Origin of the sequence: Streptomyces sp. CY-1 (assembly GCF_047218265.1) — a bacterium.
Classification (GTDB): Bacteria; Actinomycetota; Actinomycetes; order Streptomycetales; family Streptomycetaceae; genus Streptomyces; species Streptomyces niphimycinicus.
Genome location: NZ_CP178393.1, coordinates 2987689 through 3002040, shown reverse-complemented (window position 1 = coordinate 3002040; position 14352 = coordinate 2987689). Strand labels below are relative to the sequence as shown.

Below are 14352 nucleotides of genomic sequence, written 5' to 3'. Positions count from 1 at the left end.
GCAGGGTGCTGGGCAGAGGAACGAGAGAGCGCTCTCAATTCGTGCTTCTCGTTACCCCCCACGCCATTTTCCCGGCAACCCCCACTACGCCGAGGAGCACCATCATCATGATCAGTCGCAGGAAGCTGCTGGGTGGCATAGCCGCCTCCGCCGCTGCCGCGGGAACCGGTCTGGCCTTCGCCGGCGGCCGTGCCAGCGGTGCGCCGAGCGCGAAGGCCGCCGCCTCCCTGCCCCTGACCGTCGTCAACAAGACGGGGCAGTACGACAACGCATCGGTCTGGCTCTACATCGTCGGCAACGAGGGCGACCGGCAGGTCCACGTCACCCCCGACGGCACCATCGCCCCCGTCGCGATGTCCGACAACGGTTCGGACGGCTTCACCGACTACGCGATCCCGCTGTCCGGAAGCGGCGACACCAAGCTGAACCTGCCGCAGATGTCGGGCCGGATCTATGTCGCGCTCGGCTCGAAGCTCAAGCTGAAGGTGGTCGAGGACGGGGCGGGCAAGGCCGCGCTTCAGTACCCGGCCGGCTGGGTGTCCGGCGACCCGAACTTCGACATCATGCATGACTGCGCGGAGTTCACATACAACGACTCCGGGATGTTCTGCAACACCACCATGGTGGACATGTTCAGCGTCCCGCTCTCGATCCACCTCACCGGCGCCCAGGACCAGACGACCGGCACCCTCAAGGACGGCGCCCGCGCCAAGGTCTTCTCCGACCTCGCCGGTGTCGACGCCTACAAGAAGCTGATCGTCGGCGACAATCTGCGGGTGATCGCTCCGGGCCATGGCATGGGCGCGGGGCTGTTCGCGGAGGACTACTTCGCGTCGTACATCGACCAGGTCTGGGACGCCTACGGATCGAAGGACCTCAAGGTCACCACCAACGCGGGCACCTTCACCGGCCGGGTGAGCGGCGGGAAGTTCGCCTTCACCGGCCCCGCGTCGGTCTCCTTCGACAAGCCCTCCACCAAGGACGTGCTGTTCTGCGACGGCGCCCTGGCCGCGCCCAACGACGGGACGACGGGCCCGGTCGCGGCGATCCTCGGCGCGGGCTTCAACCGCACCACGCTGCACAACACCGACGCCCAGCCCACCACCGACCCGGCCGCCTTCTACGGCGAGGAGGTCACCAACCACTACGCCAAGGCCATGCACGCGGCGACCGTGGACGGCAAGGCGTACGGCTTCGCCTTCGATGACGTGGCCGAGTTCGCGTCCTACATCCAGGACACCGCCCCCAAGGGGATCACGCTCACGCTGACTCCGTTCTAAGGGGTGTCCGGCGGGGTGTGACGCCTGCGGCGGGCTGTTCCCCTCCCCGCCCCTTCCCGCGCAGCGTCGATATGCGGCTCCGCCGCGTGGGGGGCTCCGCCCCAGACCCCAGACCCCGGGGCCCAGGGGCGAAGGCCCTGACGCGCGGCGGAGCCGCATATCGATGCCGCGGGGAGGGGAACAGCCCGCCGGGCCGGGCGGGAACCGGCCGCGGTCCGGCACACAGCGGCCGGGCGGGGAGGTGTCCGCGGCGCACGGCGGGGCGGCGCGGCGGACGGTGAGGGAGCCTCTCCCCGCCCGGCTACACGTCCGGTAACCCGCCCGGCGGCACGGGGGGACGCCGGGCGGGGGCCCGGGCACACGAGGCGGCCCGCACCCGCGTCGGGGTGGGCCGTACCCGTGTCGGGGTGGGCCGCACTCGTGTCAGGCAGGGCGTACCCGTGTCGGGGTGGGCCGTACCCGCGTCGGGGTGGGCCGCATCCGCGTCGGGGTGGGCCGTACCCGCGTCCGGCGGGGCGTACCCGTGTCGGGGTGGGCCGCATCCGCGTCCGGTGGGCCGTACCCGCGTCAGAGTGGGCCGCATCCGCGTCGGGGTGGGCCGTACCCGTGTCAGGCGGGGCGTACCCGCGTCCGGCGGGGTGGGCCGCCGCTGCGTCATCGCACATGGCGGCGGGCCTGGAGGGCCACCCCCAGGGCGAGAACCGTCTGGGGGTCCTCCAGATCGCTGCCCAGCAGCCGGGAGATCCGGGCCAGCCGGTCGTACAGCGTCTGGCGGTTGAGGTGCAGCGCACGGGCCGTCTCCGCCTTACGGCCCGCATGGCGCAGATATGTCTCCAGTGTCGGCACCAGCGGCGGGCGGGCAGTGCGGTCATGAGTGAGCAGCGGACCGATCACCCGGTCGACAAAGGCGGCCAGATCGCCGTGCTCCCGCAGTCGCCACAGCAACAGGTCGACATCCAGGCTCCGTACGTCGTACCAGTCCCGGTCGGTCAGCCCGCGCGCCGCGTTCGCCGCCTCCGCCGCATGCCGCAGCTCGGCACCGGCCGCGTCCCAGCCGACCGCGAGTCCGGCGATCACCACCGGCGGCCGGGCGCCGGCCCGGTCCGGCCAGGCCCGCTCCACCCCGGCCCGCAGCGCCGCCGCGATCCGCTCGGCCACCGCGCCGCGCTCGGTCGTGCCGCGCAGCCCCGCCAGCAGCGGAACTCGGCCCTCCGGAAGCCGTACGCCGAGCAGCACCGGCACCCCGACCGCCGCCAGCTCCTCCTGAAGGGCGTGGGCCAGCGCCGCCCAGCTCTCCCCGCCCCCGGCCAGCGGGCGCGGATCCTCCACCAGCCGCATCACCACCGGCAGCAACGGCCCGTCCGCACCCGGCCTGAAGCCCAGCACCCGGGCCTGGGCGGGGGCGTCCGACGCCTCGATCCGGCCCTCCGCGAGATCGGTGAGGAAGTCCCCGCGCCCGCGCGCCGCCAGCTCCTCCTCCTGACGCGTCCGCAGCAGCACCACGGCCAGCAGATCCGCCGTCCGCTCGGCGGCGATCCGGTGCACCGGCCCCAGCGGCCCGGCCACCGGAAGGACGGTCAGCCGCGCCCGTACGGAGCCGGGTCCCGGCCCGCCGCCCGGGATGTCCGCCATCACGCTGCCCGCCGGGGGTTCGGGCCGCTCGGCCGCGCGCCGCGCCCGCAGCCCCTCCCACACCTGGAGCGGATCGGCCGCGCCCGCCGGGGGCGTACCGCCCGGCCCCGCCGCGTACAGCAGTTGCCCGTCGGGGGTCTCCAGGAAGACCGGATTGGCCGCGAAGGCGGCGAAGTGGCAGAGGATCTCCGGCACCCCGCCGCCGCGCAGCAGCACCTCGGTGGCCTGCCGGTGCACCACATCGGCCTGCCGCAGCAGGGCGTAGTGCGCATTGACGATCTCGGTGTGGATCTCCTCGGTGACCGTCACGAACGGCACCTCGCGGTGGAGTTGCACCAGCGGCAGCCCGCAGGAGCGCGCCGTGTCCACGACCGGTCCCGGCAGGGTGCGGAACCGGGGCCCCAGCTCCACCACCAGCGCCGCGATGCCCCGCTCGGCGAGGCGGCGCACGAAGGCGCGCTGCTCGGCGGGGCGCGACCCGACCCCGATCCCGGTGGTCAGCAGCAGTTCGCCGCCCTTGAGCAGCGCCGCGATATTGGGCACCTCACCCGCGTGCACCCAGCGCACCGGGCGGTCCAGCAGCTCTTCCCCGGACACCACATCGGGGAGCCCGCGGCGCAGGGCGGGAAGGCCGAGGGCCCGCGCCACGGTGATCGTCCCATGGGGCTCCCCAGGCACCCGCGACTCGTGCGGTTCGCCAGGCACCCGCGACTCGTGCGGTTCCCGCGACTCGTGCGGCCTGTGCGGTTCCTGCGGTTCCATGGTCAGGACGCTCCCCGGGCGGGGCCCTCTTCGCCGGTCAGCGCGCTAGCCTCCGTACGCGCCGGACGCCGTCAGCCGCAGCGCGGTGTCGATCAGCGGCACATGGCTGAACGCCTGCGGGAAGTTGCCCACCTGGCGCTGGTTCTTCGGGTCCCACTCCTCGGCCAGCAGCCCGAGGTCGTTGCGGAGCCCGAGCAGCTTCTCGAAGAGCTTGCGCGCCTCGTCCACCCGGCCGATCATCGCCAGATCGTCGGCGAGCCAGAACGAGCAGGCCAGGAAGGCTCCTTCGTCGCCCTCGAGACCGTCCACCCCGGCGTCCTCGCCCGCGGTGGGGTAGCGCATGACGAAGCCGTCCTCGGTCGACAGCTCCCGCTGGATCGCCTCGATGGTGCCGATGACCCGCTTGTCGTCCGGCGGCAGAAAGCCCATCTGCGGGATGAGCAGCAGCGAGGCGTCCAGCTCCTTGGAGCCGTAGGACTGGGTGAAGGTGTTGCGCTCGGCGTCGTAGCCCCGCTCGCAGACGTCCCGGTGGATCTCGTCGCGCAGCTCCCGCCAGCGCTCCAACGGCCCGTCCACATCGCCGGATTCGACCAGCTTGACCGTGCGGTCGACCGCGACCCAGGCCATCACCTTGGAGTGCACGAAGTGGCGGCGCGGCCCGCGCACCTCCCAGATGCCCTCGTCCGGCTCGTCCCAGTGCTCCTCGAGGTAGCGGATCAGCTTGAGCTGGAGCACGCTCGCGTAGTCATTGCGTGCCAGGCCCGTCATATGGGCCAGGTGCAGCGCCTCGGTGACCTCGCCATAGACATCGAGCTGGAGCTGGCCCGCCGCGCCGTTGCCGACCCGCACCGGCTGGGAGTTCTCATAGCCGGGCAGCCAGGTCAGCTCGGCCTCGGCCAACTCCCGCTCGCCCGCGATGCCGTACATGATCTGTAGGTTCTCCGGGTCGCCCGCGACCGCGCGCAGCAGCCATTCGCGCCAGGCGCGGGCTTCCTCGCGGTAGCCGGTGCGCAGCAGCGAGGAGAGGGTGATCGCGGCGTCCCGCAGCCAGGTGAAGCGGTAGTCCCAGTTCCGGACGCCGCCGATGTCCTCGGGGAGCGAGGTGGTGGGCGCCGCGACGATGCCGCCGGTGGGGGCGTAGGTCAGCGCCTTGAGCGTGATCAGCGAGCGGACCACCGCGTCCCGGTAGGGGCCGTGGTACGTGCAGTGCTCGACCCACTCCCGCCAGAACGCCTCGGTGGCCTCCAGCGCGACCTCCGGCTCGGGCAGCGCGGGCGGCTCGTTGTGCGAGGGCTGCCAACTGATGGTGAAGGCGATCCGGTCGCCGGGGCCCACCGTGAAGTCGGAGTAGGTGGTGAGGTCCTTGCCGTAGGTGTCGGCCTCGGTGTCCAGCCAGACGGAGTCCGGACCGGCGACGGCGACGGTGCGGGTGTCCACCCGGTGCACCCACGGCACGACCCAGCCGTAGGAGAACCGCATCCGCAGCGCGGAGCGCATCGGCACCCGGCCGCTGACTCCCTCGACGATCCGCACCAGTTGCGGGGCGCCGTCACGGGGCGGCATGAAGTCGATCACACGGACCGTGCCGCGCGGAGTGTCCCACTCCGATTCCAGCACCAGCGAGTCGCCGCGGTAGCGGCGGCGGTCGGCGGCGGGCGGTTGGCTCCCCGTGGGGAAGGCGGGCCCCAGGCGCCAGAATCCGTGTTCCTCAGTGCCCAGCAGACCGGCGAAGACGGCATGGGAGTCGAACCGCGGCAGACACAGCCAGTCGACCGTGCCGTCCCGGCAGACAAGGGCGGCGGTCTGCATATCACCAATCAGTGCGTAATCCTCGATACGCCCGGCCACGTGCATTCCCCATTCGAACGGCCGTACCACCCCGGAGGGCGCTTCTTACGGTCTCGGAAATTCTGACGAGCTCTTGTTCCGGGGGCGTGCTGGTGGTGCCGTGCCGGGTGGCTCGCATGCGTGCGTCCGATGAGGATACGACGGCGGGCGGTGATCCGCTTGAGCCCGTCCACATCGTGGCTTGTATCTCGCGGCCGATCGGGTGGCCAGGTCACGCATGGTGTTCGGGCGATTGCGCAGACCGAACGCGGGAACCAGGTCATCAGCGACCGCTCCGGGGCGCTGATACCCTGGTAGCCCGTGGAGCGGCGGGCACAAAACCCCCGAACCATCAGCGACGGCACCCCCCGAATCCGGAGCGGCTGCCGTACGCAACCCTCACGACGCGACCACGGGAGCCCCCTCTTGGCCATTGCCGCTAAGCCCATGACGACCAAGCACCTCTTCGTCACCGGGGGTGTCGCCTCCTCACTCGGCAAGGGTCTTACCGCCTCCAGTCTGGGGGCCCTGCTGAAGGCGCGCGGTCTGCGCGTCACCATGCAAAAGCTCGATCCGTATCTGAACGTCGACCCGGGCACGATGAACCCCTTCCAGCACGGTGAGGTGTTCGTCACCAACGACGGCGCCGAGACCGATCTGGACATCGGCCACTACGAGCGCTTCCTCGACGTCGACCTCGACGGCTCGGCCAACGTGACCACCGGGCAGGTCTACTCCACCGTAATCGCCAAGGAGCGGCGCGGTGAGTACCTCGGTGACACCGTGCAGGTCATCCCGCACATCACCAACGAGATCAAGCACCGCATCCGGCGCATGGCCACCGATGACGTCGACGTCGTCATCACCGAGGTCGGCGGCACCGTCGGCGACATCGAGTCGCTGCCCTTCCTGGAGGCCGTCCGCCAGGTCCGGCACGAGGTCGGCCGGGACAACGTCTTCGTGGTGCACATCTCGCTGCTGCCCTACATCGGCCCGTCCGGCGAGCTGAAGACCAAGCCCACCCAGCACTCGGTGGCCGCGCTGCGCAACATCGGTATCCAGCCGGACGCGATCGTGCTGCGAGCCGACCGCGAGGTCCCGACCTCCATCAAGCGCAAGGTCTCGCTGATGTGTGACGTGGACGACGCGGCCGTGGTCGCCGCCATCGACGCCAAGTCGATCTACGACATCCCCAAGGTGCTGCACTCCGAGGGCCTGGACGCCTATGTCGTCCGCAAGCTGGATCTGCCCTTCCGCGACGTGGACTGGACCCAGTGGGACGATCTGCTGCGCCGGGTCCACCAGCCCGACCACGAGGTCACCGTGGCGCTCGTCGGCAAGTACATCGACCTGCCCGACGCCTACCTCTCGGTCACCGAGGCGCTGCGCGCCGGCGGCTTCGCCAACAACGCCCGCGTCAAGATCAAGTGGGTCACCTCCGACGACTGCAAGACGGCCGCCGGCGCCCGGGACCAGCTCGACGGCGTGGACGCGGTCTGCATCCCCGGCGGCTTCGGCGACCGCGGAGTGATCGGTAAGGTCGGCGCGATCACCTACGCCCGGGAGAACAAGCTCCCGCTGCTGGGCCTCTGCCTCGGACTCCAGTGCATCGTCATCGAGGCCGCGCGCAACCTCGCGGGCATCGAGGGCGCCAACTCCACCGAGTTCGAGCCCGCCACCACCGACCCGGTGATCTCCACCATGGCCGAGCAGCTCGACATCGTCGCGGGCGAGGGCGACATGGGCGGCACCATGCGGCTGGGCATGTACCCGGCCAAGCTGGCCGAGGGCTCGATCGTCCGCGAGGTCTACGACAACCAGCCGTACGTCGAGGAGCGCCACCGCCACCGCTACGAGGTCAACAACTCCTACCGCGGTGAGCTGGAGAAGAAGGCCGGGATCGTCTTCTCCGGCACCTCTCCGGACAACAAGCTCGTCGAGTACGTGGAGTACCCGCGCGAGGTCCACCCCTATCTGGTCGGCACCCAGGCGCACCCCGAGCTGCGCTCCCGCCCGACCCGTCCGCACCCGCTCTTCGCGGGCCTGGTGAAGGCGGCGGTCGAGCGACAGACCGCTGGTCAGACGCGTAGCGCCGGGGCCTGACCGATACGGTTGACGGGGGCGGGCGGCCGGCGCGGCCCGCCCCCGTCAACCGCACGCGGAAAGGACGCTGAGGCAAGCATGCGTATCCAGGACACCCCCGAGGAATGGCCGGTCACCGCCACCGCCACGCCGTTCACCGGCAACAAGACGAGCGTGCGCACCGACGAGGTCGAGATGCCCGACGGCAGCCGGGTCAACCGCGACTACCAGGTGCATCCCGGCTCCGTCGCCATCCTCGCCCTGGACGAGGACGGCCGCGTGATCGTGCTGCGGCAGTACCGGCACCCGGTCCGCAGGCGGCTGTGGGAGATCCCGGCCGGTCTCCTGGACATCCCCGGTGAGAACCCGCTGCACGCCGCCCAGCGGGAGTTGTACGAGGAGGCGCACGTCAAGGCCGAGGACTGGCGCGTCCTGATCGACGTCTACACCTCGCCCGGCGGCTCCGACGAGGCCGTACGGATCTTCCTGGCCCGGGAGATCTCCGCGGCCGAGGGCGAGCGGTTCGAGGTCTCCGAGGAGGAGGCCGACATGGAGCTGGCCCGGGTGTCCCTGGAGGAGCTGGTGCGCGGCGCGCTCGCGGGCGAGCTGCACAACACCTGCCTCGTGACGGGTGCGCTGGCGCTCCAGGCCGCGCTCTCCGGCGACGGTATCGACGCCCTCCGCCCGGCCGACGCCCCCTGGTCGGCCCGCCCCTTCGCGGCGTAGGCCCACGGAGCGGCGCGGGCCCACGGAGCGGCGCGGGCCCACTGATGCGACACATTGGCCCCACCCGGTCCTGGTGAAGATCCGATGGAGTGATTTTCGGTCGGTGCCATGGGCCTGGAGTGCCGGGTACCTGACGCGGAGTGAACTACGCTCATAGTGGCCCCGGCCGCAGCGGCGCGGCGGGCTCGTAAGCGCAGGTGGACGGGAGTGGGCCCGTGGCGGAGCAGGCGGTCGACACCGAGGGGGAGCCGGCGGCCCCAAGGAAGCGGCAACCGCCGTCCGCCACGCCCGCTTCGTCCACTTCCGGCCGTCCGCCGGAGGCCCGTTCCGACTGTTCACCGCAGGCCCGTTCCGACCGTTCGCCGCAGGACCGTCCCTCTCGTACGCCGGATGACCCGGCGCCCTCGTCCGACACCCCGCCGCGGCAGCGCTCCGCGGCCGGGCGCGCGAACGCGCAGGACGGCGGGGTGTGGAGCGGTGCGACCCGGGCCGTGCTGTTCGCGGCGGCGGCCACCGTGGGGCGGGGGTTCGCCGGGCGGCGGCGGGAGCTGCTCTCGCTGCGGGCCGATATCGAGCGCGCGGGCCTGGACACCCTCGCCGGCCGTAAGGCCGCCCGCAGCCGGGTGCTGCTGATCGCGGGCCGCCCCGGCTGGGGCCGTACGGCGCTGGCCGAGGAGCTGGCCCGGCGGCTCGCCGACGACTACCCCGACGGAGTGCTGAGCGCCCGGCTGACAACCTCCGCCGGCGACCCGGTCCCCACCGAGCGCACCGCCCGTGAGCTGCTCGGACGGCTCGGCGTGACCGCCCCGCCGGGCGCGGACGAGGACGACCTGAGCGAGGCGCTGCGCGCGGCGCTGGACGGCAAGCGGGTGCTGTTGCTGCTCGACGATGTGGCCGGGGCCGAGCAGGTGGACGCGCTGCTGCCGGACGAGCCCGACTGCCTGGTGGTCGCCGTCTCGCGCGGCCCGCTGACCGGGGTGCCGGATGTGCGGCCGTGCACGGTGGGCGGGCTGGATGTGAGCGCGGCGGTCGGGCTGCTGGCGCAGTACACCGGCCCCACCCGGATCACCTGCGATCCGGTGGCCGCGCAGTCCCTGGTCGAGGAGTGCGCGGGCCAGCCCGCCGCGCTGGTCCTGGTCGGTGGCTGGCTCGCCGCCCGCCCCCAGGCGTCGGTCGACGACGCGCTGGCCCGGCTGCGCGAACTGCCGCCGGACGAGGGTGATCTCGACCACGGCGCCCGCCCGCTGATCCGCGCCTTCCGGCTGGCCTACGCCGCGCTGCCGTCCGCCGCCGCCCGGATGCTGCGGCTGCTGGTGCTGGCGCCCGGCGGATCGGCCGACGCCCAGACCGCCTCCGCGCTGGCCGGATGCTCGGTGGCGGACGGTGAGGCGGCGCTGGAGGGCTTCGCCGCGTACGGGATGCTGCGCCCGCGCGGGCCGGGCGACTACCAGGTGCCCGGCTGTCTCGATCCGCTGTTGCGCGAGCGGCTGGCGGCCGAGGAGCGCCCGGCGGAGGTGGAGCTGGCGCGGGCGCGGATGCTGGAGCGGGCCGTACGGCAGTTGCACGCGTGCCGGCTGGCCGCCGAGCCCGCCGGTTCGCCGGGCCGCAAAAAGCTGGCCGGGATGCCGAAGCCGCTGCGCTTTTCGTCGTCGGCGCAGGCGGCCGAGTGGCTGGCGGCCCGGCTGCCCACGCTGGTCGAGGCCGCCCGGCTGGCCGTGGAGATTGGTGAACTCGACACCCTGGCACGGCGGTTGGTGGCCGCGCTCACCCATGCGCTCACCGCCCACCGGGGTGCCGAGGGCGCCGCGGTGGAGCTGTACGGACTGCATGAGCTGGTGCTGGATGTGGCCCGGCGCCGTGATCTGCCGGTGGAGCGGGCGGCCGCGCTGCTGAACCTCGGCGATCTGGACGGCGGGGCGGGCCGGGTGGACCAGGCCCTCGCGCGGTACAAGGGCGCCCTGGAGGCCGCCCGTGAGTCGGGCGATCCGTATACGACCGGGCGGGCGCTGGAGTCGATCGGCGGCATCTACCAGGAGCTGGCGGACTGGCACCGGGCGGCCGACTGGTACGGACGCGCCCTGGAACTGCGGCTGAGCCGCCGCGATCTGTCCGCGGCGGCCCGGATGTACGCACGGCTCGGCACCGTCCACGGCTATGCCGGGCAGTGGGGCGAGGCGCTGCGCGACTGGCGTGCCGCCGCGGCCGCCTGCCGTCGGGCGGGGGACCGGCCGGGATACGCACGGGCGCTCAGCGGCGCCGCGGGCGCCCAGGAGCGCACCGGGCGGCCGAGGGAGGCGCTGCGCACCTGGGCGGAGGCCGCCGCGGCCGCCCGGACCTGCGGTGACACCGGGCTGCACGCCGATCTGGCGGACCATGCGGCGGACGCGATGGACCGGCTCGGCGGGGATCCGGCGGTGGCGCGGTCGCTGCGGCGTGCCGCCCGTAAGGCCGCCACGGCGGGAGCGGAGGACACGGGTCCGTCACCTCGGAGTGGCGACGGAAACCCGGCCGACCTACGAAATCAGTAGTGGTCTTCCAAAAGATTGATGCATTGCAAGGCTAGACAGCGCGACGTCCTTCATTAGACTGGCGGTACCGCGATTGCTGCGGTCGTCTCCGGCATGCGGACGCGTTCCGGTTTGCCTGTCTATGGTCGATGGTGTGTCGACCCGTGATCGGCTATGGCGATATGTTCCTTTCCCCCCCATTCAAGGACCGTGATCGACGTGAAGGTCGGTATCCCCCGCGAGGTCAAGAACAACGAGTTCCGTGTGGCCATCACCCCCGCCGGTGTGCACGAGCTGGTCCGAGGCGGCCATGAGGTCGTCGTGGAGCAGAGTGCGGGCCTCGGGTCCTCCATCACGGACGAGGAGTACACCGCCGCCGGTGCGCGCATCCTCGGCACCGCCGACGAGGTCTGGGCCACCGCCGACCTGCTGCTGAAGGTCAAGGAGCCCGTCGCGGAGGAATACCACCGGATGCGCAAGGGCCAGACGCTCTTCACCTATCTGCATCTGGCCGCCTCCCGGGCCTGCACGGACGCGCTGCTGGAGTCCGGCACCACCGCCATCGCCTACGAGACCGTCGAGACCGCGAACCGCGCCCTGCCGCTGCTCGCGCCGATGTCCGAGGTCGCGGGCCGGATCGCGCCGCAGGTCGGCGCGTACCACCTGATGCGCTCGGCCGGCGGCCGCGGTGTGCTGCCCGCCGGGGTGCCGGGTGTGGCCGCCGCGCGGGCCGTGGTCATCGGCGGCGGCGTCTCCGGGTGGAACGCCGCCCAGATCGCCATCGGCATGGGCTTCCACGTCACCCTGCTCGACAAGGACATCAACAAGCTGCGCGAGGCCGACCGGATCTTCGGCACCCGGGTGCAGACCATCGCCTCCAACGCCTTCGAGCTGGAGAAGGCCGTCCTCGAGGCCGACCTGGTCATCGGCGCGGTGCTCATCCCGGGCGCCAAGGCGCCCAAGCTGGTCACCAACGAGCTGGTGTCCCGGATGAAGCCGGGAAGTGTCCTTGTCGACATCGCGATCGACCAGGGCGGCTGCTTCGAGGACTCCCGCCCCACCACCCACGCCGAGCCGACCTTCGAGGTCCACAACTCGGTCTTCTACTGCGTCGCGAACATGCCCGGCGCGGTGCCGAACACCTCCACCCACGCGCTCACCAACGCGACGCTCCCGTACATCGTGGAGCTGGCCAACCGCGGCTGGCGGGACGCGCTGCGCCGGGACGCCGCGCTGGCCAAGGGGCTCAACACCCATGAGGGACAGGTCGTCTACGGCCCGGTCGCCGAGGCGCATGACCTGCCCACGGTCGAACTGAGCTCGCTGATCGGCTGAATGACGCTCGGAGTTCACCGGCCCGGCCGCCGGAGCGGGTGAACTCCGGTTGCCGGTCGGTCAACCCGGACCGTCAACCACATGTCAACAATGGGCATCCGGCCGGGTCTTGTCGAAGGATGAGGCCCGGCCGGAGCTGTGTCCGCTGTGCCCCGGATCGGGGGCGGCCCATGGCTCGGCCAACTCGCCCTAAATGCAACTATTCAGCCGCTTTATGCGGCGGTGAAATCTCCGCGGCGCCGTTCACACGCCCTTGACATCGGGGTGTTCGATTGCCGACACATCATGCCGTGTCCGGTGGATTGTGTTGCTGAGGACCGCCGACACGCCATAGAGTCGCCAACCGTCGGCATGGTGTCACGCTGACCTATAGAGAAATTTCCTGGTCACCAAGGAGGTAGGACGACTTGTGAATGAGTCGACATTTTCTCCCGGGGGTGGTCAACCAGGACCGGCTGCGCGGGGCCAGGGCCCCTCGGGGCTCGAGGCTGTCGGCTCCGTCGCTGTCCGTACCTTCGCAACCCGCCAGAGCCCGACGACAGCCCACCAGAGCCACAGCATGGACGGCCATCACGTGAACGCCATGGCCGGCGACCAGGGGGGCACGGATCCCGCCCGCTTCGCCGACTACGACGACCTCCCCGACGGGCACTTCTACGACCCGGACGCGGAGTACGAGCCAGACCCCGAATACGCGGCCACGCTCGCGCCCGACGCTGCCCGTCAGCGCCGCGAGCGGATCGGCCCCACCGGGCGCCCGCTGCCGTACTTCCCGATCCCGGGGCCGCTGACCGATCACGGTCCAGCGAAGATCATCGCGATGTGCAACCAAAAGGGCGGGGTCGGTAAGACCACCTCCACCATCAACCTGGGCGCCGCCCTGGCCGAATACGGCCGCCGGGTGCTGCTCGTCGACTTCGACCCGCAGGGCGCCCTGTCGGTCGGCCTCGGGGTCAACCCGATGGAGCTCGACCTCACGGTCTACAACCTGCTCATGGAGCGGGGCATGTCGGCCGACGAGGTGCTGCTGAAGACGGCCGTGCCCAACATGGATCTGCTCCCCAGCAATATCGACTTGTCGGCCGCCGAGGTGCAGCTCGTGAGCGAGGTCGCCCGGGAGTCGACCCTCCAGCGCGCGCTCAAGCCGCTGATGGCCGACTACGACTACATCGTCATCGACTGCCAGCCCTCGCTCGGTCTGCTCACCGTCAACGCGCTGACCGCCGCGCACAAGGTGATCGTGCCGCTGGAGTGCGAGTTCTTCGCGCTGCGCGGTGTGGCATTGCTCACGGAGACGATCGAGAAGGTCCAGGAGCGGCTCAACCCCGACCTGGAGCTGGACGGCATCCTCGCCACGATGTACGACTCGCGCACCGTGCACAGCCGTGAGGTCCTCGCCCGGGTGGTCGAGGCGTTCGACGATCACGTCTACCACACGGTCATCGGCCGCACGGTCCGCTTCCCCGAGACCACGGTCGCGGGTGAGCCGATCACCACGTACGCGTCCAACTCCGTCGGTGCCGCCGCCTATCGCCAGCTTGCCAGGGAGGTGCTCGCCCGGTGTCACGCCGAGTGAGTCTGCCGGGAGCCGACGAACTGTTCCGCACCACGGGAGGGATGGGGCTCCAGTCCTCCGCTCCCGCCGCCGGGCGCCGCCAGGCGAACGGCGAGGGCCCCCGGGTGCCCCCGCCCGCCGCCGACCCCGACGCGGGCGCCGAGCCTCGGGAAGGGCAGGAGCAGCGCCCGGACGGTGAGCAGTCCGGCTCGGGCGAACACACGGGACGCGAGACGGCGGCCTCCCAGGACGCGGTCGGCGAGCGGCGCCCCGGGGCGGGGGACCGGCCCAAGGGCCGCCAGGCCCAGGGCGGTTCGGCCGCGGCCGAACAGAGTGGCCAGGCCCGCCGCCGCGCCCGTGCGGCCAACCGTCGGCCCAGCGGGCGCGAGCGCCACGACGAGAAGATCACGGTCTATGTCTCCGCCGAGGAGCTGATGGACCTCGAGCACGCGCGGCTGGTGCTCCGCGGTGAGCACGGGCTCGCCGTCGACCGCGGCCGGATCGTCCGCGAGGCGGTCGCGGTCGTCCTCGCCGACCTGGAGTCGCGCGGCGACGCGAGCATCCTGGTGCGCCGCCTCCGCGGCCGTTGACCGGGCCGGGCGATAGCCTGCCCGGTCGTACGGGCTGCCCCGCCCGGCCCTGAGCA

9 protein-coding genes are annotated in these 14352 nt (G+C 71.9%); 7 read left to right on the top strand and 2 right to left on the bottom strand.

What is annotated here, in order from left to right; all coding sequences use genetic code 11:
- Window positions 1-107 precede the first annotated feature (107 nt).
- Window positions 108-1280: a glycoside hydrolase family 64 protein gene (locus ACK1X7_RS12865; RefSeq protein WP_216348084.1), complete on the top strand. Its 1173-nt coding sequence runs from the start codon at window positions 108-110 to the stop codon at window positions 1278-1280.
- Window positions 1281-1934: 654 nt separating this feature from the next.
- Here ACK1X7_RS12865 and ACK1X7_RS12860 read toward each other — a convergent pair.
- Window positions 1935-3674, bottom strand: a complete 1740-nt coding sequence (locus tag ACK1X7_RS12860; protein ID WP_413115108.1) for a PucR family transcriptional regulator — start codon at window positions 3672-3674, stop codon at window positions 1935-1937.
- Between the two features lie 45 nt (window positions 3675-3719).
- Window positions 3720-5528, bottom strand: coding sequence for a glycoside hydrolase family 15 protein (locus tag ACK1X7_RS12855; protein ID WP_385142935.1), 1809 nt, complete (start codon window positions 5526-5528; stop codon window positions 3720-3722).
- A gap of 420 nt (window positions 5529-5948) precedes the next feature.
- Between ACK1X7_RS12855 and ACK1X7_RS12850 the strand changes: the two genes are divergently transcribed.
- The 6 genes from ACK1X7_RS12850 to ACK1X7_RS12825 all read left to right on the top strand — a co-directional run bounded on the left by ACK1X7_RS12850 (window position 5949) and on the right by ACK1X7_RS12825 (window position 14296).
- A complete protein-coding gene (locus ACK1X7_RS12850; protein WP_078640689.1) occupies window positions 5949-7604 on the top strand; it encodes a CTP synthase in 1656 nt (551 codons plus the stop codon).
- A gap of 78 nt (window positions 7605-7682) precedes the next feature.
- A complete protein-coding gene (locus ACK1X7_RS12845) occupies window positions 7683-8309 on the top strand; it encodes an NUDIX domain-containing protein (RefSeq protein WP_385142939.1) in 627 nt (208 codons plus the stop codon).
- Between the two features lie 215 nt (window positions 8310-8524).
- Window positions 8525-10837 (top strand): tetratricopeptide repeat protein, encoded by a 2313-nt coding sequence (locus tag ACK1X7_RS12840; protein ID WP_398162178.1) that lies wholly within the window; start codon window positions 8525-8527, stop codon window positions 10835-10837.
- A 198-nt stretch (window positions 10838-11035) separates the two neighbouring features.
- Entirely contained in the window at window positions 11036-12151 is a 1116-nt protein-coding gene (ald, locus tag ACK1X7_RS12835) for an alanine dehydrogenase (protein WP_216348028.1), read from the top strand.
- A 559-nt stretch (window positions 12152-12710) separates the two neighbouring features.
- Window positions 12711-13727, top strand: coding sequence for a ParA family protein (locus ACK1X7_RS12830; protein WP_020872375.1), 1017 nt, complete (start codon window positions 12711-12713; stop codon window positions 13725-13727).
- On the top strand, window positions 13712-14296 hold the full coding sequence (locus tag ACK1X7_RS12825) for a hypothetical protein (RefSeq protein WP_385142946.1): 585 nt from the start codon (window positions 13712-13714) through the stop codon (window positions 14294-14296). The genes ACK1X7_RS12830 and ACK1X7_RS12825 overlap by 16 nt, the downstream gene beginning before the upstream one ends.
- Window positions 14297-14352 lie beyond the last annotated feature (56 nt).

Bases quoted from the DNA above. Each gene is read 5' to 3' on its own strand.
- ACK1X7_RS12855 (WP_385142935.1), bottom strand. From the start codon at position 5,528: ATGCACGTGGCCGGGCGTATCGAGGATTACGCACTGATTGGTGATATG.
- ACK1X7_RS12830 (WP_020872375.1), top strand. From the start codon at position 12,711: ATGGACGGCCATCACGTGAACGCCATGGCCGGCGACCAGGGGGGCACG.
- ACK1X7_RS12865 (WP_216348084.1), top strand. From the start codon at position 108: ATGATCAGTCGCAGGAAGCTGCTGGGTGGCATAGCCGCCTCCGCCGCT.
- ACK1X7_RS12860 (WP_413115108.1), bottom strand. From the start codon at position 3,674: ATGGAACCGCAGGAACCGCACAGGCCGCACGAGTCGCGGGAACCGCAC.
- ACK1X7_RS12850 (WP_078640689.1), top strand. From the start codon at position 5,949: ATGACGACCAAGCACCTCTTCGTCACCGGGGGTGTCGCCTCCTCACTC.
- ACK1X7_RS12845 (WP_385142939.1), top strand. From the start codon at position 7,683: ATGCGTATCCAGGACACCCCCGAGGAATGGCCGGTCACCGCCACCGCC.